The organism is Tardiphaga sp. P9-11 (assembly GCF_008329525.1).
Classification (GTDB): domain Bacteria; phylum Pseudomonadota; class Alphaproteobacteria; order Rhizobiales; family Xanthobacteraceae; genus Tardiphaga.
In genome coordinates, this window is sequence record NZ_NPKQ01000006.1 from 206,710 (window position 1) to 225,738 (window position 19,029).

Genomic DNA, 19,029 nt, shown 5'->3' on the forward strand with positions numbered 1-19,029 from the left:
GATTACAGTATAACATGTGCTCAACGAGAGTATATGTCATGCTGTCGATACCCGAACTGCGTCCCTCGGAACATCTCTATGCGAAAGTGCGCCACGCGATCCCCGCGATCGAATGGTCGATGCTGTCAAAAGATATCGACGCGATCATCGCGTTGAAGAAGAGCCGCAACGCGGTCATCCTTGCCCACAATTATCAGACACCGGAAATCTTCCATTGCGTCGCGGACATTGTCGGCGACAGCCTTGCTCTGGCCCGCGAAGCGATGCACGTGGAGGCCGATGTCATCGTTCTCGCCGGCGTTCACTTCATGGCCGAGACGGCCAAGTTACTCAATCCGTCAAAGACCGTACTGATTCCCGATCGCGGCGCCGGCTGCTCGCTCGCCGATTCCATCACGCCCGAGGACGTGAGGCTGCTGCGGCAAACTTATCCCGGCGTCCCGATCGTGACTTATGTGAACACCTCGGCAGCGGTGAAGGCAGAGTCGGATATCTGCTGCACCTCAGGCAATGCCAAGGCGGTCATCGAGTCGCTCGGCGTTGATCGCGTGATCATGCTGCCGGACGAATATCTAGCCAGGAACATCGCTGCCGAGACCAAGGTGAAGGTGATTACCTGGACTGGTCATTGCGAGGTGCACGAGCGCTTCAGCGCCGAAGAAGTGCGGCAATTGCGCGAGAACCACCCCGGTGTCGTCGTGCTGGCGCATCCGGAATGCCCGCCGGACGTCCTGGCGGAGGCCGATTTCGCCGGTTCGACGGCGGCCATGTCATCCTATGTCGCAACCAAACGACCGCCGCGGGTGGTGCTTCTAACGGAATGCTCGATGAGCGACAATGTCGCCATCCAGTACCCGGACCTCGAATTCATTCGTCCGTGCAATCTCTGTCCACACATGAAGACGATCACGCTCGGCAATATCCGTCATGCGTTGGAGACAATGCAGCACCAGGTCACGATCGGCGAGCCCGTCGCGGCGCGCGCGCGTCTCGCTGTCGAGCGAATGCTCGCCGTCACATGACAGCGTTGTACGATACGGACGGCGCTCCCGTCATCATCGGCGGCGGCCTCGCCGGCCTGATGACCGCCCTGGCGCTCGCGCCGCAACCGGTGCTGCTCCTGACCGGCGCGCCGCTGGGCTTGGAATCGTCGAGCGTGCTTGCACAAGGCGGCATCGCGGCCAGTATCGGAGCAGATGATGACGTTTCGCTGCATCTGGCGGACACACTCGCCGCCGGTGACGGCTTGTGCGATGAAGCCATCGCAGCCTCAATCCTCGCTGCAGCGCCCGCCGCGATCGAGCAGCTAGCGCGGCTCGGCGTCGTTTTCGATCGGGATGCCAACGACAAGATCGTTCTCGGCCTTGAGGCCGCACATTCGCGCCGCCGGATCGTCCATGCCGGGGGTGACGCCACAGGCCGGGACGTCATTCGAGCCTTGGTCCGCAAGGTCCGCGAGACGCCTTCAATCACGGTGATCGAGGCAACCACAGCACAGCGCCTGGTGGTTGAAGACAACGCGGTGGCGGGTCTTCTCGGCCATGCCGACCGAGGACCCGTGCTTTTTGCCACCGACCGTATCGTGATCGCAACCGGCGGCATCGGCGGCCTGTTTGTGCATGGGACGAATCCGGCCAGGTCCTGGGGCCAGGGCCTCGCACTCGCGGCACGCGCCGGCGCAACCATGACCGATCTTGAATTTATCCAATTCCATCCGACGGCGCTCGACAGCAAGTCCTCTCCACTGAAACTCATCAGTGAGGCCGTGCGTGGAGAAGGCGCGATCCTCGTCGATGGGAATGGCGATCGCTTCATGGCTGATACCTCCGGCGCCGAGCTTGCCCCCCGCGATATCGTCGCACGTGCGGTCTGGCGGCACATGGCGGCGGGACATCGGGTTTTTCTTGACGCGAGAGATATGAAAGGAATCGACTTTACGCGGCGTTTCCCGGCCATCACGGCGCTGTGTCGCGACGCAGGAATCGATCCTCTTACGCAGCCGATCCCCGTCCGTCCCGCTGCGCACTACCACATGGGCGGGATACTGGTTGACCGGACCGGGCGGACTTCCATCGACGGTCTGTGGGCCTCCGGCGAAGCCGCCTGCACAGGCCTGCATGGTGCAAACCGGCTTGCAAGTAATTCACTCCTCGAGGCGGCCGTGTGTGGCGGCTGGGTTGCCCAGGATATTGCCGGAGCGGCCTCCACCCGGCGGCGTCAGACAATGTTGCCCGCTGGCGTAACAGACAGCGACCCAGGTTTGGTGCGCCCTATTCTGTCGCGTGCCGCAGGCGTATTGCGCGATGGCGAAGGCCTGCGTGCCGCCGCCCGCGCCCTCTATCCCCTCGCGACCTCGCAGCAAGCTGCAAGCGATCCCGCAATTGTCGGCCTTATGATCGTAATCGCTGCCTTGCGCCGCCAGGAAAGCCGTGGCGCGCATGCACGCATCGACTTCCCGAAACACACGAGCCTGGCGAAGCGTTCGACGCTGCGCCTCGATGACGCGCTTCAAACCGCGCGAGACGACATCCCGGAACTCGTTGTCTAACTCAAAGGATCGCTATGACACCCTCGCCACTACCCCATGTCATGATCGAGCCATTGGTTCGCATGGCGTTGCTTGAAGATCTCGGACGAGCGGGAGATCTCACGACCGACGCGATCGTGCCAGCCGGCCGACGCACCACAACACTTCTTGTTGCGCGGCAGCCCGGCGTGGTCGCCGGGCTCGAGCTCGCTCGACTCGCCTTTCAATTGATCGATCCAACGATCGAGATGCATATCGAGCGTAACGACGGCGCAGTCCTCACGCCCGGCGACGTGATCGCCACGATCACCGGCCCTGCGCGAGGTATTTTGACTGCGGAACGGGTTGCGTTGAATTTCCTGTGTCGCCTGAGCGGAATTGCCACGGCAACGTCGTCCGTGGTTACAGCGATCCAGGACTACAAGACGAAAATCGTCTGCACGCGCAAGACAACGCCAGGGCTGCGCGCCATAGAAAAATATGCAATTCGTGTTGGCGGTGGCAGCAATCACCGGTTCGGCCTCGACGATGCCGTACTCATCAAGGACAATCATGTTACCATCGCGGGCAGCGTAACCGAGGCGTTGAAACGGGCGAAAAATAGTGTCGGCCATCTGGTCAAGATCGAACTCGAGGTCGATACGCTCGATCAGCTGCGCGAGGCGCTCGATCACGGTGTCGATGCCGTGCTTCTCGACAATATGGATCCAGCTATGCTCACGGAAGCGGTCGCGATGGTCGCAGGCCGGGCAGTAACCGAAGCCTCCGGCCGCATTACGCCCACTACGGCGCCACAAATCGCTGCGACCGGCGTCGATCTGATTTCAATCGGCTGGCTCACCCATAGCGTCGGCGTTCTCGACATCGGACTCGATTTCAAGCGAGATGATTCGAAGATGTGAAGCAGCGGCTTGAGCAGCCACCTAATGTTGGTGGCACACGGTATTCAGCTTAAGGTTACAAAATTCTGTTGCAAGCGAATGTCATTGATTTCATCGCACGCGATCCGGTTGAGCTGCTCAGGCAAAGAGCCATGACTTGCACCGGCTTGCTCATCACCCCAATTTACCATCAATGAGTATCCTCGGCACCCTTGTCGGCAGGCACATGTGACGGATGACGTGCGTCGCCCCTCCGGTTTTGTGGGCGCACGTACATCGTCATCGCATCCGGGAGCTCCGTCTTGACCTTCAGAGCAGCGACAAGGGCGTCCTCGGCATCCACGACGACATGGCCCGCCTTACCCTTTAACTTGAATCCAACGGTAAATTGCATCTGCGCATACCTCGTCTTCACTGCAATTGTGCCCCCCGCCTACTTTCCTCCAGCGGGCGCCATCTCGGCCTTCTTTCCCGTCGCGTCGAACTGTTTGAGATAAGCGACGACATCGTCAATCTGCTTCGGATCCTTGAGACCCGGAAATGTCATTTTGGTGCCGGGTATCTTCGCCTTCGGATCCTTGATGTATTCCCGGAAGGCCGTCTCATCCCAGGTGATGCCTGAATTCTTGTTCGCGGAAGAGTAGCTGTAACCCTCGATCGTTCCTGACTTGCGTCCAAAAAGCCCGTTAAGAATTGGGCCGACCGCGTTCTTTGCGCTCGCTCCGATCTGATGACACGCTCGGCATTGGACGAAAACCTTTTCTCCTGCGGCAACATCCTGGGCGTAGGCTGAAATGGGCGAAAGGATTCCCGCCCCGATCACAAGAGTAAAAATGCGCATGCGACCGCTCCTTGGCTAACAAACAGGACGGCTTGAAAAATCGAAACAGAAACGAGCGCGCGATTCGCTGGTCAGTCCAGCGACGCGATGATCTCCCGGTAAGCTGCTTCGGGAAACGCCTTCAACGTGTGCGTTCGAATGCTTCCCAGCATACCCAGCTGTAAGTTGAACCGTGCAGCGACGGCATCGTCCGGCGCTTCGTAAACCGCGACGATGTCATAATCGCCCATGGTCAGGAAAAACGATTTGAACTCTCCATCCATATCTTTGAGAGCTTTCTTCGCCAGATCGAGACGACGCGGCGAGTCCTTGACGTGTTGCACTCCCTGATCGGTCCAGGTTGCAAGCATGATATATGTCGTCATGAAAGTCCTCCTTGCACACGAGGCCCCCGCTGATCTTTACACCCCCGCCTTGAAGAACACGATCCGGCTCAACAGCGTGTAGTCCGACTCAAACGCCATGATCCCGACAAAGACCAGCAACAGCAGCGGCGGGAGCAAAATGGCATAGGCCAAAGCCAGACGTTCCCACGCCATGTGCATGAAGACCGCAACAATCAAGCCCGCCTTCAACATCATGAAGAGCACGATGAGTGACCATCTCAAATGTCCCTGCAGGTTGAAATAGTCGACGAGGTAAGAGCATGTACTCAGGACGAATAGCCATCCCCAGACCACAAGATAAAGTTTGATCGGGTGCTGATGCCCCTCGGCATGTGCCGTGGCGGCTGTAGGGAGTGTTGCATTTAGCGTGACTTCAGCCATGTTTTCCCTCACCAAAGATAGAAAAAGGCAAAGATAAACACCCACACGAGATCGACGAAGTGCCAGTATAGGCCGGTGATTTCGACGATCTCGTAGTTCCCCTTCCTGCTAGTGAAAAATCCCCGGCGTTCAGTCTCGAAATCTCCGCGCCAAACCTTTCGCGCAATGATGATCAGGAAGATCACGCCAATCGTGACGTGCGTGCCGTGGAAGCCTGTGATCATAAAAAAACACGAGCCGAACTGCTCCGCACCCCACGGATTTCCCCAAGGCCGGACCCCCTCCATGATCAGCTTGGTCCACTCGAAAGCCTGCATTCCTACAAATGTCGCGCCGAACGCAGCGGTTACCAGCATCAGCACTGCCGTTTTACGCCAATCGCGGCGGTAGCCAAAGTTGACGGCCATGGCCATGGTCCCGCTGCTGCTGATCAGCACAAAGGTCATGATGGCGATCAGAATGAGCGGGATGTGCTGTCCTGCAATCGTGAGAGCGAAGACTTCACTCGGGTTGGGCCAGGGCACCGTCGTGGACATGCGCGCTGTCATGTACGACAACAGGAAGCAACCGAAGATGAAGGTATCGCTGAGGAGAAAGATCCACATCATGGCCTTTCCCCACGAGACATTCTTGAATGCTCGTTGATCCGAGGACCAGTCGGCGGCAATGCCTCGCCAGCCTCCGGCTGGCGTTCGGCGCTTGTCGATGTTTGTCAGCACAATCTCTGCCATCGCGTCGATGCCTTCCCTATGTCAGCAACTGGCGACAGAAGATGGCGAAATCGTCTGCCCAACCTGTCAGCAGAGCAAGCAGGATCAACCAGACCAGGAGCAGGAAGTGCCAATACATCGTGCACAATTCCACACTCAAACGCAGTCGCAAGATTTCAGCACCCCGCCATGCCTTGACGATGGTTCTGCCCAGAGCAACGAGACCGCCGAGCAAGTGCAGTCCATGGACCGCGGTGATTAGATAGAAGAAGGCGTTGGCCGGATTAGCCGCCAAGAAATAGCCCGCGGTGTTGAGCTGCTGCCACACCAGCAACTGACCTATCAGAAAAACAACAGCGGAAACGCCACCTGCAAGCAGACCGGTCAGCACATCCTCGCTGTCGTCGCGATGTGCGGCAAACTGCGCCCATTGCAGCGCGCCGCTACTGACGATCAGAACACCGGTATTGAACCACAGCAACGCGGGCACAGGCAGCGACCGCCAGTCGATCAGTTGCATGCGCATGGAGTAAGCGCTGATGAAGAGCGCAAACAACGACCCGACGACCGCGAGAAACACACCTAAGCCAATTTTTGCTGCCGGCAATGACATCGAGCTTCCGCCGGGGAAATCGCCAGCCGCTCCCTCCTCTAGCCAAGGCTTTGCTGCAAGCCGTTGCTGCGAGAGCCACCATCCCGCGATGGCCGCTATTCCAGCCATAAACAGGACAATGGCGCTCATGGATGAATTCCTTGCGGCGCGGATCTGGCTGGCGGTTCATTCTGCGGGATGAAATCCCGTGCAGCGCCGGGCACGCTATAGTCGTAAGCCCAGCGATAGACGACCGGGAGCTCCCTGCCCCAGTTGCCATGCGCCGGCGGGGTCTGCGGCGTCTGCCATTCAAGCGTGGTTGCGTTCCACGGATTGCCGCCAGCCTCCTTGCCCTTGAATAAGCTCCAGATCATGTTGAACACGAATACGAGCTGGGCAAAGCCAACGACAAGCGCGGCTATACTCATGAATGCATTCAGGTCGTGGGCCGACGCCGGAACGAACGCCGTCTGACCGATGTCGTGATAGCGGCGCGGCACCCCCAGCAGGCCGAGATAGTGCATGGGGAAGAAAATCGCGTAAGCTCCAAGGAACGTGACCCAGAAATGGAATCGCCCCAGCGTCTCGTTCAGCATCCGTCCCGTCACTTTCGGATACCAGTGATAGATCGCACCAAAGACGACCATGATCGGCGCGACACCCATTACCATATGAAAATGTGCGACCACGAACATGGTGTCGGACAACGGAACGTCCACGACAACGTTGCCGAGGAACAGGCCGGTCAGGCCGCCGTTGACGAACGTGATGATGAACGCGAGCGCGAACAGCATCGGAATGGTGAGGTGAATGTTGCCGCGCCACAGGGTGAGGATCCAGTTGTAAACCTTGATCGCCGTGGGGATCGCGATGATGAGAGTCGTTGTCGCGAAGAAAAAGCCGAACTGCGGATTCATACCGCTGACATACATATGGTGCGCCCACACCACGAAGCTCATCGCTCCGATCCCGACAATGGCCCACACCATCATGCGATAGCCGAAAATGTTCTTTCGCGCATGAGTGCTGATGAGATCAGAGACAATGCCGAAAGCAGGCAACGCGACGATGTAGACTTCGGGATGGCCGAAAAACCAGAACAGGTGCTGGAACAGCAATGGACTGCCACCGCCGTACTTCGTCTGCTGCCCCATCTCCACGAGCATTGGCATGAAGAAGCTGGTCCCGAGGAGCCGATCGAACAGCATCATCACCGAGGCGACGAACAAGGCTGGAAATGCGAGCAATGCCATCACGGTCGCTGTGAAAATGCCCCATACCGTCAGAGGCAACCGCATTAGCGTCATTCCGCGCGTGCGCCCCTGGAGCACCGTCACGACGTAATTCAATCCGCCCATGGTGAAACCGATAATGAACAGGATCAGCGACACCAGCATCATGACGATGCCTGCTTCCTGCCCGGGGCTTCCAGAGAGAATGGCCTGCGGCGGATAGAGCGTCCATCCCGCACCTGTTGGACCGCCCGGCACAAAGAAGGTCGAAGCCAGCACCAGCACGGCAAGCAGGTAAATCCAGTAGCTCAGCATGTTCGCGTAGGGGAAAACCATATCGCGAGCGCCGACCATCAGCGGGATGAGGTAATTCCCGAAGCCTCCGAGAAACAGCGCTGTGAGAAGGTAGACCACCATGATCATGCCATGCATGGTGATGAACTGGAGATACTGACTCGGATCGATAAACGAAAACGTTCCGGGGAAGCCGAGTTGCAGCCGCATCAGCCATGACAATACCAGCGCCACCATGCCGATGGCCATCGCTGTAATTGCATACTGGACCGCGATGACCTTGGCATCTTGCGAGAAGACGTATCGGGTCCACCAGCTTCTCGGGTGGTAGAGATCGACCTCACCCACTTCAGCCGGCGGGATCCCTGCGAATACGTCAGACGGGACATCAACCATTAGAATGTCCTCCCGGATTTGGCCTCTGATCATCGCGAAGCGTGAGCGTCACGACATACAACGCCTCCGCGTCGGTCTTGCTATTTGTCACCTATCTTGTAAGTCGCCTTCATCAGATTGCGCTGACCAGATAACGTTGCGAATGTCTGCTGCTTCTCCAGCCATGCATGATATTCACTCTCTTCCTGAACGATGACGTTGCTCCGCATTTGCGCATGCGCGACACCGCACAATTCCGCGCAGAGAACCTCGAATGTTCCTGTGCGCGTGGGAGTGAACCAGAAATAGGTGACTGAGCCCGGCACCATATCCATCTTCGCCCGGAACTCAGGCACATAGAAGTCGTGTAGAACGTCGATTGAACGGAGCAACACCTTGACCGGCTTCCCGATTGGGAGATGCAAATCGTCGTTCTCAATCACGACGTCGTCCTGGCCGGCAGGATCGTTCGGATTCAAGCCCAATGGATTCTCGGCACTGACGTTGCGGGCATCTGTCCTACCAAGCCGGCCGTCTTTTCCGGGCAGCCGGTAGCTCCAGCGCCACTGCTGACCCATGACCTCGATCTCGGTCGCGTCCTCCGGCACCGTAACGAACTGATGCCAGACAACCAAACCGGGCGCCAACATCGCTCCGACACCAACCGCCGTTCCTATGGTGAGCCACCATTCGAGCCGCTTGTTCTCAGGCTCGTAGGCCGCCTGCCTGCCTTCCTTGTGATGAAAGCGAAGAACGCAATAGGCCATGAACGCGACGACAGCGAAGAAAACCGCTCCGGTAATCCAGAACGTCATGGTGATCGTGTCGTCGATGTAGCGCCAGTTCGAGGCGATCGGCGTCCACCACCATGGGCTCAAGAGGTGAAACAGCACCGAGCCGACCGCGATCAAAAGCAGTATGAGTGCTACAGCCATCCCTCATTCACCCTTGCCGTTAACGGCTACGGATATAATTTAAAGGGCGGAGCTTGCGTCTGTTCCGATGGTTGGCTTCACATCGCCATCGCCGTGTCTCTTGTGCCTCGCCCATTCAAACGGTCGCGGTAACACATCACACCGACTGCACGTCACGAGCGCCAATCATATTGGTGCCGGGACATCTTGATTTTAAGATGGTACCCGTTGGCTCCGGCGTCAATAGCTCAGTAGAGGCATATGCCCGGCGCTGATATGGCGCGCGATCCCCAGCGCTGCAAACCGGCGAGCAACTGCCATTCGGTGACACAACGCAACAAACAATTTGTGCAGTTGCACAGTCACCCAACAGTGAGTGCTATTTTACTTCGATCGCGCTAAGCTTGCTCGACCGGTCGCAACAGGCTCGTCCGGCAAAGCTCTCTTTCGTTACACGTGGTTGCCGTACCCGACCCGATCGCGACCTTCGCATATGAGGACGGATACGCACGGCTTGAGGACGGCGTCGTTTTCACCGTAGCGACCACGAGCAAGGGAGACTGGGCCATGGCCATACAGTATTCCGACAACATCGCAAAACCTGCACCCCACCCGTTCGGAATCGCCGCCCGATTTGTCGTTCGCAAAATCGTCCTTTCCGACTTGAGCGACGCGCTGCGTCTCGGCTTTGAAGATTTCAAGGCCGTACCAAGTCACGCCATTATCCTGTGCGTCATTTATCCCGTTCTCGGCCTTGTTCTGTTCAGGATGGTCCTTGGCTATTCGGTGCTACCGCTGCTGTTTCCGCTGGCCGCCGGATTTACGTTGATTGGTCCTTTTGCCGCTCTCGGTCTCTACGAACTTAGTCGCCGCCGCGAGCGCGGCGAGGAAGCCGCTGCATGGCATGCGATCAACGTACTGCACACGCCATCTTTAGGCGCCATGCTCGAACTCGGCGCACTCCTGCTCATTCTGTTTGTGACCTGGATCGCCGCCGCGAACGCGATCTACATTGCAACCTTCGGCCACGCCCCGGCTGCAAGCATTCCTGATTTCGCAACACGCGTGTTGACGACGCCTGAAGGATGGTCGCTCATCATCATCGGCTGCGGCGTCGGCTTCCTGTTTGCCGTTGTGACCCTGTGCGTCAGTGTTGTGGCGTTTCCGTTGATGCTCGACCGGCATACGACCGCGATAGATGCAATCCGGACGTCGCTGCGGTCCGTGAAGGAAAATCCAATACCCATGGCCGTATGGGGGCTGATTGTCGCGATGCTGCTGGTGATCGGTTCGCTACCATTCTTCGTCGGTCTCGCTGTCGTTCTGCCGGTGCTCGGTCATGCCACCTGGCATCTTTATCGGAAAGTGGTGGAGCCGGATCCGAATCCACCGCAAGAACAACCCCGCCCGCCAAAAGGACGCCGCTATGCGGCAGACTTCCCGGCCTCTCTCTTCCCGTGGAGTCGCGAGCGCTTGCCATAGCAGCGGAACGGAAAGCCGGGATCGCGCCGCTGATTTTTTGCCGAAGATAATCGGGATGACAATCGGAAGATTTGGGTACGCATTGGCGGTCCCAACAACCGGGACAGCGTGCTGCCGCGAAGGTTCACCCGCTGCTTTTTCTGCTTTTCGGACTACTTCGCGATGGAGCTGATCAACGCCAACAAATTGCAGCTTGCGGACGGGAGGACTATCTTGGGCTTATAACTAAGCAGCCGCCCATCGTACAGCGAGGGTCTGCAGGGAAGACCTCACGGTGGATGGTGTGCATTTGCACCGGAGGTCACATCATGTCCATTGCTCCCACACTCCAGAAATACCTCGCCGCTGAAAACATCCAATACGAGGTGATTCCACACGAACGCAGCATGACGTCCGCTCGCACGGCCGAGGCATGCCATATCTCCAGCGATCGCCTCGCCAAGGGCATCGTGTTGCGGCGCGACGGCGAATATGTGCTGGCCGTCTTGCCCGCATCGCATCACCTGCTCCTGCCGGAGCTGAAAACAAAACTCGGTAACAGTGTCCACATGGCCGATGAAACCGAGATCAATCTGCTGTTCCGCGACTGTGCATACGGTGCGGTTCCTGCCCTCGGCAAATGCTACGGGCTGGATATCATCGTCGACGACAGCATCCAGGCACAGCCGGATATTTATATGGAAGCTGGCGATCATGAGACGCTGCTTCATATGGGTCACGCGCAGTTTGCGCGCCTGACGGCCAACGTACCGCACGGTCGTTTTAGCGCGCACGACTGAGGGTTTATCGATTGCATCCGACGATCTGTGGCGACCGTCGCGGTTGCGCATGGGAAGATTGCACCGCTACTTAACGGCCTATGCGGCGGTGCGATGCCTCCCTATGCTTCATGCCCTGAATCGAAGTCATCCTCGAAACGCAAATGCTTGACACTGCGGCCACGGCGCCGCACGAGCTTCAAGGCCTCTACACCGATCCTGATGTGCTTTTCGACATAGTTCGCGGTTACCATCTGATCCGACGCTTCGGTCTTAACCCCCTCAGGGATCATTGGCTGATCAGACACAAGGAGCAGCGCGCCAGTCGAAATGTGGTTGGCAAATCCTGCAGCAAAGATTGTTGCAGTCTCCATGTCGATCGCCATACTTCGTGTACCACGCAACTGATCTCTGAAGCGATCGTCGTGTTCCCAGACGCGACGATTGGTCGTGTACACAGTGCCGGTCCAATAGTCGTGACCGAGATCGCGGATCATCGTCGACACCGCGCGCTGCAACTGGAACGCTGGCAACGCAGGAACCTCAGGTGGCAGGTAGTCGTTCGAGGTACCTTCGCCCCGAATGGCCGCAATCGGTAGAATCAAGTCACCGATCTGATTTTTACGTTTCAACCCGCCGCATTTTCCGAGAAACAAAGCGGCTTTCGGCGCGATGGCGCTTAACAGATCCATCACGGTCGCGGCATTCGGGCTTCCCATGCCGAAGTTGATCAGGGTGATTCCATCGACAGTCGCGTTGGGCATCGGTCGATCTACGCCCTTTACCAATCCGCCATACGCCGTAGCGAACCATTCGACGTAGTTGTCGAAGTTGGTCAGGAGAACATATTCTCCGAATTCAGCAAGCGGCGTGCCAGTGTAACGCGGCAGCCAGTTTTCTACGATGTCTTTCTTCTCTTTCATTCCCTTTGATCTCGTCCGGAGGCGCATGACCACACAGCCAATCAACCTGTCAGATAGGACCGTTCCCTGGCCAATGCCACACTGCCAGATTAGCCGGATTCCGCGAATCCGTTTGCAACCCAGTGCCGGTTCAAACTTTGGCCGCACAGAGTTTGATTTCTATGTCCGCGGTGCCCAACCGCGAAAGGCGCTTACTCATTTTTGAAACGCTCAGCCAGAATCTCCTTGCCAACCAACCAGCTGACAGAGCCAGCGTAAGGACGGGCCGTAAATAGTTCAGATCAGATTAAGTGGCTGCAGCATCGGCCGCAAAGCACCAGTGCGCAATCCCGCTGGCGGATGGGAGGTCTAGAACCCGTCACAACGAAAAGCCGTGAGCTGCGAGGGGCAGCACATGATCACGTGTCAATGGAGCCAAGACGATAGCCTCAGGTGCAGTTGGATTGATCCAAATCGCTTCGGCGATCTCGGCCTGGGGCGCGATCGCGCCATCCACCTTGACCGCGTAAACACAGGCCTGCACCCGCCATCCCGGCTCATTCGCGGCGACGCTATCGAACTGTCCGAGCGCTTGCGCAGAACCGGGCACCATTCGACATCCCAACTCTTCGCTGATCTCGCGCTCCAGCGCGGTCAAATCGTCCTCGCCGGCGTCGCGCTTACCTCCCGGCTGCATGAAGGCCTCGGTGCCACGCTTGCGCACCACCAGCATGCGCCCTGCGTCATCGCGGATCAGCGCAGCAACCACCCCAATGATCTTGTCGCTCATCGCGGATTATTCCTCGTCGTTCGATCCAAAAAAACCGATCTGGCTCGCATCGCGCTTTGGCTCTTGCAGACCCAGATGCTTGAACGCATGTGAGGTCAGCAATCGCCCGCGCGGCGTACGTTGCAGATAACCGCATTGGATCAGATAGGGCTCGATAATATCTTCGATGGCATCACGCGGTTCGGACAGCGCAGCTGCCATGGTCTCCACACCAACGGGACCACCGGCGTAGTTCATGGCGATGGTGGTGAGATAACGGCGATCCATCGCGTCGAGACCGGCGCTGTCAACTTCCAACGCGGACAGCGCGTGGTCGGCGATCTTGCGGTCGATCGCAGATGCATCCGCAGCAGACGCGAAATCACGCACGCGGCGCAACAGACGCCCGGCGATGCGCGGCGTGCCGCGGGCGCGGCGCGCGATCTCGTTGGCGCCTTCGGCGGTCATGCCGATCTCCAGCACGCGGGCGCCGCGGGTGACGATCTTTTCGAGTTCATCAATCGTGTAGAAATTCAGCCGCAGCGGAATGCCGAAGCGGTCGCGCAGCGGATTGGTGAGCAGGCCTGCGCGTGTGGTGGCGCCGACCAGCGTGAATTTCGACAGCTCGATCTTCACCGAACGTGCAGCGGGTCCTTCGCCGATGATGAGGTCGAGCTGGAAATCCTCCATCGCGGGATAGAGCACTTCCTCCACCGCCGGGCTGAGACGATGAATTTCATCGATGAACAGAACATCGCGCTCTTCGAGATTGGTCAGCAATGCAGCGAGATCGCCGGCCTTGGCGATGACCGGCCCCGACGTCGCGCGAAACCCGACGCCGAGTTCGCGCGCGACGATTTGCGCCAGCGTGGTCTTGCCGAGGCCAGGCGGCCCGACGAACAGCGTGTGATCCAGCGCCTCGCCGCGCTTGCGGGCAGCATCGATGAATATCTGCAGATTGGCGCGCGCCTGGGCCTGGCCGACGAAATCGGACAGCGACTGCGGACGCAGCGTGGTGTCACCGACATCATCGGATCGGCGCTCGGGCGTAATAATGCGATCGGGTGGCGTATTCATGATGCGACGTTACCACGGTGCAACGGTCGCGCGAACCACCAGCACAGGCTGGCCGGAATTACGGCAATGCCCGCGAGCAATGCGGACATCGACAGCGCCTGCGTGAGCGATCGAACGTCGGGCAGAAACACTGCCGAAGACTCCGACGGTTGAATGAACGTTCCAAGGGAGATGAAGCCGGCAATGCCGACTGCCGCAGCGAGCCATGCCATCCAGATCGTATTCAAGCCGGCATAGACGGCACACAGCGCGAAGACGAGACCGGCACCGAGCGACGGCAGCAGCGCGGCCATTGCAGCCACGAATGCCAACAGCCACAGTGCAATGGAGAGTAGCGACCTGAAGCCATCGAGATCAGCGACGGAGAAAATCAGTTGAAGGATCGATGCACCCAGACCAACCACGAGCAAAGACACGAGTGCGGCTACCGATAGCGAGCCGACAACACCGAAGATCGCGATAATGCCAATCACACGGGCGATCCTGGCAAGGCTCACTTCGCCAATTCCTTCAGCCCGAGCTTGATGAGTTGCGCCGTTTCCGCACTCTCGCCTGCGCTGCGCGACGCTGCTGCGACGGCAGCCGCAGCCTGTGGCTGGCCATAGCCTAGATTGACCAGCGCCGAAATCGCATCGGTGACGGGACGCGGCGCATTCCTGTCATCGATCAAACCAGCGAGTGATGCCACCACCGGATCGATCGACGCAAAGGCCGGCGCCTTGTCCTTCAATTCGCTGACGATGCGCTCTGCCACTTTCGGACCGACGCCCGGCGTGCGCGCCACGGCCGTCTTGTCACGCAGCGCGATGGCATTGGCGAGGTCGGCCGGCGGCAGCGTACTGAGCACGGCAAGCGCGACCTTGGCGCCAACGCCCTGCACGGTCTGTAGCAAGCGAAACCACTCACGCTCCATATCGCTGCGGAAACCGAACAATTTGATCTGGTCTTCGCGCACATAAGTTTCGATCGAGAGCACGGCACCCTCGCCCGCCTGCGGCAATGCCTGCAGCGTCCGCGCTGAACAATGCACCTGATAGCCGACGCCCTGCACGTCGAGGATCACGTAGTCCTCGCCATAGCTGTCGATCAGGCCTTTGAGCTTGCCGATCACGCGCCGACGACCTTGAGGCGCAGCATCGTGCTCTGGCGATGATGTGCATGCGTAATGGCGATCGCCAACGCGTCGGCAGCGTCGGCCGATTTAGGCTCGGCCTTCGGAAGCAGGATTTTCAGCATCACCTGGATCTGGTTCTTGTCGGCGTGCCCGGCGCCAACCACGGTCTTCTTGACCTGATTGGGCGCGTATTCGGCGACCGCGATCCCGAACATCGCCGGCGTCATCATGGCGATGCCACGTGCCTGGCCGAGCTTCAGCGTCGCGACGCCGTCCTTATTGACGAAAGTCTGTTCCACCGCAGCTTCGGCCGGCTGGAAATCGCCGAGCACCTTGGCGAGCCCCTCATGAATGCCGAGCAGCCGGCTCGCCAGCGGCAGACTGTCCGGCGGTTCCACCGACCCGCAGCCGATATAGGTCAGCCGGTTGCCGTCGATCTCGATCACACCCCAGCCGGTGCGGCGCAGGCCCGGATCGATGCCGATGATGCGGACAGGAAGGCGAATCGGAGGGTTTGTCATCCCACAGGAATAACGCCGGACGGCGGGGAACGAAATAGAAACGCGGGGCCGTCCCAAAGGAAAGGAGGGGAAGCCAAGCCCGTGCTCAGGCGCCCATCTTGGCCATCAGCGCGTCGGACACCTCAAAGTTGGCATAGACGTGCTGGACATCGTCATGCTCGTTCAACAGGTCCATCAGCTTGATCAGCTTCTCGCCGGTCTCGTCGTCGACCGTCAGTGTATTCTGCGGCTTCCAGATCACCGCAGCCTTGCGGGCTTCGCCGAATTTGGCCTCCAACCCTTTGGCGACCTCGCGGAAGGTCTCCTGCGACGCGTAGACCTCATGACCGCCTTCGTTTGACACGACGTCATCGGCGCCGGCTTCGATGGCGGCTTCGAGCATGTCATCGGCCGACGCCTTGTCGGCGTCATATTCAATCACGCCGACATGGTCGAACATGAAGGACACCGATCCGGTTTCGCCGAGATTACCGCCGGATTTGGTGAAATAAGAACGGATGTCGGAGGCCGCACGATTGCGGTTGTCGGTCAGCGCCTCGACGATCACGGCGACGCCGCCAGGACCGTAGCCCTCGTAACGGATTTCGTCATAGTTCTCGCCGTCCGTCCCGATCGCCTTTTTGATGGCGCGCTCAATGTTGTCGCGCGGCATATTCTCCTGGCGGGCGGCGATCACGGCAGCGCGCAGCCGCGCGTTCATCGACGGATCCGGCGTGCCCATTTTGGCAGCGACCGTGATTTCGCGCGCCAGCTTGCTGAACAGCTTGGACTTCTGGGCATCCTGCCGGCCCTTGCGGTGCATGATGTTCTTGAATTGGGAATGTCCGGCCATGCGGTCTCTCTTGAATCGTCTGGTGTCTTAAGGGCTGCGGCGCGGGGTTATAGGCCGCGAGATCGGTAAAATCAAAAATACGCCTCAAGTCCGGCAGGCGAATACCACCACCCTGTTTATCTTTAACGCTCACTTCACACTCAGGTGCAAGGATACCCGCATAGATTGCATTCTCTGGAGTTGGTGATGGCGTTTGGCCTGTTTCGCAAACGGCAGCCCGAAACGGCTGCCGCGATCGTTGTGCCTGCAAACATGGCGCCCGCCGGGCCTCCGAAGGCGCCCGAGACCGATTCTGCGAGCGACATCCTGGAGTTGCTGGAACTCGAGCTCGGCGCCCTGATCCGCCAGTTGGAGCGGGCGGCAACGTCCGTCGCCGGCGGCGCCGAATCGACCGCCACCACCCTCTCCGCCATCCGCGCCCGCACCGATGTGCTGGCCGACCGCAGCAGCGCCGCGCAATCCACGGCCTCCACCTTTGCGCAGGCCGCCGACAAATTCACCCATTCGGGCGAGGGCATCGGCGCCCAGGTGCGCGATGCGAGCCGGCTAGCGGACGAGGCCGGCGCCGCCGCCAATGAAGCCAGCGCCAATGTGGACCGGCTGCGCGACTCCTCCGCCGCGATCAGCAATGTGCTGGAATTGATCGCGCAAATCGCCCGGCAGACGACGATGCTGGCTCTCAACGCCACAATCGAGGCGGCGCGCGCCGGCGCCGCAGGCCGCGGTTTCTCGGTCGTCGCCATCGAGGTCAAGGCGCTAGCGGTGCAGACTCAGAATGCCACGGAGGAGATCAGGAAGAAGATCGACACCCTGCAGCGCGATGCTGCGAGTTCGGTCGATGCGGTGCATCGCATCTCCACTGCCATCGACGCGATCCGCCCGGTCTTTGCCAATGTCAACGGCGCGGTCGCCGAGCAGAACGCGACGACCAGCGAGATGTCGCACAACGCCACCACCGCCTCGCAATTCATCGTCTCGGTCGGCGACAGTGCCGCGGAAATCGACAGCGCTGCGAAGGAAGCGGCTGCACATGGCGAACATGTCGCGCAGGCCGGCCAAGCCGTGACGATGTTTGCCTCGCGGCTAAAGTCGCGTTGTGCGGTGTTGCTCAAACAGAGCGAGCGCGAGGACGAGCGACGACGTGAAAAACTGCCATGTCACCTCAATGTCGATCTTCAGGCCCGCGGCGGCCGGATCAATGCGCCGGTCTATGAAATCTCGATGGACGGCATCCTGATCGGCGGACCAGACGCGAACCGGCTTCCGTTGCACGACATCGTTGCTGCCGAACTCAGCGAGGTCGGCCCCTGCCGCCTGCGCATTGCCGAACATTCGCCCGCCGGCGCACAGGCATTGTTCGTCGCGCCCGACAACCATCTTATCAGCGGGATCGAAGACCGGCTGTGGGCGATTCATGACGAGAACACCGAATTCGTCACCCGCGCCATCGATGCCGGCGCCGTGCTCAACAAGATCTTTGCCGACGGTATTGCATCCGGCGCTATCAGCATCGACGACATGTTCGACGAGACCTATGTCGAAATCCCCGGCTCCAATCCGGTACAGTACCGAACGAAGATTCTTGGCTGGGCCGACCGCGCTCTGCCCGAATTCCAGGACACGTTCCTGGCCAAGGATACGCGCATGGCGTTCTGCGTCATGATCGACCGCAACGGCTATCTTCCGGTACACAACAGCATCTATTCGAAGCCACAGCGCCCGGGCGACATCGCCTGGAATACCGCCAACTGCCGCAACCGCCGCATCTTCAACGACCCGGCTGGATTGGCCGCCGGTCGCAACACCCGTTCCTACCTGATCCAGAGCTATGCCCGCGATATGGGCAACGGCCAAACCGTGATGATGCGGGAGATCGACGTGCCCGTGCGCGTTCAGGGACGCCATTGGGGCGGGTTCCGCACGGCGTACAAATTATAAGTTGGGTTTGCACACGGCGCTACGCTGCCACCTGAGACCTAGCGCAGCGCCGCATATTCCGTCTGCGAGTGGGTTAGCAGCCAAAACTGCCAAGCCCACCTAGCCGCCGCTCGTTCGGCCTTCCGCATTGTCATCTCCGCCGTATGAACCGCCGCCATATCCATAAGGCGCGCTGTATCCATATGAACCAGGGCCGGCACCAAATCCGCGATAGGCCATTCCGGGATCGCTTCCCTCATACCGCGCGTGGGAGGACATGATCCGTCGATGCTTGCTGGCAGCGCTATGCCCGTCTTTGGCCTGCGCGGTCCAGCTCGCAGTGCCGGCGATCAGTAAAGCGGCGCCCAACAGAATGAATTTATTCATCACATTTTTCCTTGGTCAATGAGCCCCGCGACCTCAGATGCGCACGCTTGGCTCTCAAGGTAGCGCCAATCACGCGTAGTTGAATTTCGGCTTGCGGTACCCCGTCCTGCATGGACAGCGGCGGCGAGACCCATCGG

22 protein-coding genes are annotated in these 19,029 nt (G+C 59.3%); 6 read left to right on the forward strand and 16 right to left on the reverse strand.

Going from position 1 to position 19,029, the window contains the following annotated elements:
* Positions 1-38 precede the first annotated feature (38 nt).
* From nadA to nadC, 3 genes are read left to right on the forward strand one after another with little or no spacing between them, the layout of a single operon-like run.
* Positions 39-1,022, forward strand: coding sequence for a quinolinate synthase NadA (gene nadA, locus CIW50_RS20465; protein WP_172980400.1), 984 nt, complete (start codon positions 39-41; stop codon positions 1,020-1,022).
* Positions 1,019-2,548: an L-aspartate oxidase gene (locus CIW50_RS20470; RefSeq protein ID WP_149533109.1), complete on the forward strand. Its 1,530-nt coding sequence runs from the start codon at positions 1,019-1,021 to the stop codon at positions 2,546-2,548. Before nadA ends, CIW50_RS20470 begins: the two co-directional genes overlap by 4 nt.
* 14 nt (positions 2,549-2,562) lie before the next feature.
* Positions 2,563-3,429: a carboxylating nicotinate-nucleotide diphosphorylase gene (nadC, locus tag CIW50_RS20475; RefSeq protein WP_149533030.1), complete on the forward strand. Its 867-nt coding sequence runs from the start codon at positions 2,563-2,565 to the stop codon at positions 3,427-3,429.
* Between the two features lie 169 nt (positions 3,430-3,598).
* On the opposite strand, the gene CIW50_RS20480 is transcribed toward nadC, so the two are convergent.
* The 8 genes from CIW50_RS20480 to coxB all read right to left on the reverse strand — a co-directional run bounded on the left by CIW50_RS20480 (position 3,599) and on the right by coxB (position 9,154).
* Positions 3,599-3,802: a hypothetical protein gene (locus CIW50_RS20480; RefSeq protein ID WP_116662567.1), complete on the reverse strand. Its 204-nt coding sequence runs from the start codon at positions 3,800-3,802 to the stop codon at positions 3,599-3,601.
* Positions 3,803-3,841: 39 nt separating this feature from the next.
* Positions 3,842-4,249, reverse strand: a complete 408-nt coding sequence (locus CIW50_RS20485; RefSeq protein ID WP_149533031.1) for a c-type cytochrome — start codon at positions 4,247-4,249, stop codon at positions 3,842-3,844.
* A gap of 71 nt (positions 4,250-4,320) precedes the next feature.
* Positions 4,321-4,614, reverse strand: a complete 294-nt coding sequence (locus tag CIW50_RS20490) for a GYD domain-containing protein (protein WP_149533032.1) — start codon at positions 4,612-4,614, stop codon at positions 4,321-4,323.
* A gap of 36 nt (positions 4,615-4,650) precedes the next feature.
* Positions 4,651-5,016 (reverse strand): cytochrome C oxidase subunit IV family protein, encoded by a 366-nt coding sequence (locus CIW50_RS20495; RefSeq protein WP_149533033.1) that lies wholly within the window; start codon positions 5,014-5,016, stop codon positions 4,651-4,653.
* Positions 5,017-5,024: 8 nt separating this feature from the next.
* On the reverse strand, positions 5,025-5,747 hold the full coding sequence (locus CIW50_RS20500; protein ID WP_149533034.1) for a heme-copper oxidase subunit III family protein: 723 nt from the start codon (positions 5,745-5,747) through the stop codon (positions 5,025-5,027).
* A 16-nt stretch (positions 5,748-5,763) separates the two neighbouring features.
* The gene (locus CIW50_RS20505) at positions 5,764-6,468 is read right to left on the reverse strand and encodes a cytochrome c oxidase subunit 3 (RefSeq protein WP_149533035.1); all 705 of its coding nucleotides are present in this window, start codon (positions 6,466-6,468) and stop codon (positions 5,764-5,766) included.
* A complete protein-coding gene (locus tag CIW50_RS20510; RefSeq protein WP_149533036.1) occupies positions 6,465-8,240 on the reverse strand; it encodes a cbb3-type cytochrome c oxidase subunit I in 1,776 nt (591 codons plus the stop codon). Before CIW50_RS20510 ends, CIW50_RS20505 begins: the two co-directional genes overlap by 4 nt.
* A gap of 80 nt (positions 8,241-8,320) precedes the next feature.
* Positions 8,321-9,154 (reverse strand): cytochrome c oxidase subunit II, encoded by an 834-nt coding sequence (coxB, locus tag CIW50_RS20515; RefSeq protein ID WP_149533037.1) that lies wholly within the window; start codon positions 9,152-9,154, stop codon positions 8,321-8,323.
* Between the two features lie 546 nt (positions 9,155-9,700).
* On the opposite strand from coxB, the gene CIW50_RS20520 reads away from it, so the two are divergent.
* Together CIW50_RS20520 and CIW50_RS20525 are read left to right on the forward strand one after the other, a co-directional pair.
* The gene (locus CIW50_RS20520) at positions 9,701-10,615 is read left to right on the forward strand and encodes a DUF2189 domain-containing protein (protein ID WP_149533038.1); all 915 of its coding nucleotides are present in this window, start codon (positions 9,701-9,703) and stop codon (positions 10,613-10,615) included.
* 308 nt (positions 10,616-10,923) lie between these two features.
* On the forward strand, positions 10,924-11,394 hold the full coding sequence (locus tag CIW50_RS20525; RefSeq protein WP_172980401.1) for an aminoacyl-tRNA deacylase: 471 nt from the start codon (positions 10,924-10,926) through the stop codon (positions 11,392-11,394).
* 101 nt (positions 11,395-11,495) lie between these two features.
* Here CIW50_RS20525 and CIW50_RS20530 read toward each other — a convergent pair whose 3' ends face one another.
* The 7 genes from CIW50_RS20530 to CIW50_RS20560 form a co-directional block, all read right to left on the reverse strand.
* Complete coding sequence (locus tag CIW50_RS20530) at positions 11,496-12,296, reverse strand: AMP nucleosidase (protein WP_149533039.1); 801 nt, start codon at positions 12,294-12,296, stop codon at positions 11,496-11,498.
* A 358-nt stretch (positions 12,297-12,654) separates the two neighbouring features.
* Positions 12,655-13,065, reverse strand: coding sequence for an NUDIX hydrolase (locus tag CIW50_RS20535; protein ID WP_149533040.1), 411 nt, complete (start codon positions 13,063-13,065; stop codon positions 12,655-12,657).
* 6 nt (positions 13,066-13,071) lie between these two features.
* Complete coding sequence (ruvB, locus tag CIW50_RS20540) at positions 13,072-14,121, reverse strand: Holliday junction branch migration DNA helicase RuvB (RefSeq protein WP_149533041.1); 1,050 nt, start codon at positions 14,119-14,121, stop codon at positions 13,072-13,074.
* On the reverse strand, positions 14,118-14,618 hold the full coding sequence (locus CIW50_RS20545; RefSeq protein WP_246664375.1) for a hypothetical protein: 501 nt from the start codon (positions 14,616-14,618) through the stop codon (positions 14,118-14,120). Before CIW50_RS20545 ends, ruvB begins: the two co-directional genes overlap by 4 nt.
* On the reverse strand, positions 14,615-15,232 hold the full coding sequence (gene ruvA, locus CIW50_RS20550) for a Holliday junction branch migration protein RuvA (protein WP_149533043.1): 618 nt from the start codon (positions 15,230-15,232) through the stop codon (positions 14,615-14,617). Before ruvA ends, CIW50_RS20545 begins: the two co-directional genes overlap by 4 nt.
* Positions 15,229-15,756 (reverse strand): crossover junction endodeoxyribonuclease RuvC, encoded by a 528-nt coding sequence (gene ruvC / locus CIW50_RS20555; RefSeq protein ID WP_149533044.1) that lies wholly within the window; start codon positions 15,754-15,756, stop codon positions 15,229-15,231. Before ruvC ends, ruvA begins: the two co-directional genes overlap by 4 nt.
* An 85-nt stretch (positions 15,757-15,841) precedes the next feature.
* A complete protein-coding gene (locus CIW50_RS20560) occupies positions 15,842-16,588 on the reverse strand; it encodes a YebC/PmpR family DNA-binding transcriptional regulator (protein ID WP_149533045.1) in 747 nt (248 codons plus the stop codon).
* A 186-nt stretch (positions 16,589-16,774) separates the two neighbouring features.
* Between CIW50_RS20560 and CIW50_RS20565 the strand changes: the two genes are divergently transcribed.
* The gene (locus tag CIW50_RS20565) at positions 16,775-18,526 is read left to right on the forward strand and encodes a methyl-accepting chemotaxis protein (protein ID WP_149533046.1); all 1,752 of its coding nucleotides are present in this window, start codon (positions 16,775-16,777) and stop codon (positions 18,524-18,526) included.
* Between the two features lie 99 nt (positions 18,527-18,625).
* Here CIW50_RS20565 and CIW50_RS20570 read toward each other — a convergent pair whose 3' ends face one another.
* Entirely contained in the window at positions 18,626-18,892 is a 267-nt protein-coding gene (locus tag CIW50_RS20570; protein WP_149533047.1) for a hypothetical protein, read from the reverse strand.
* Between the last annotated feature and the right edge of the window lie 137 nt (positions 18,893-19,029).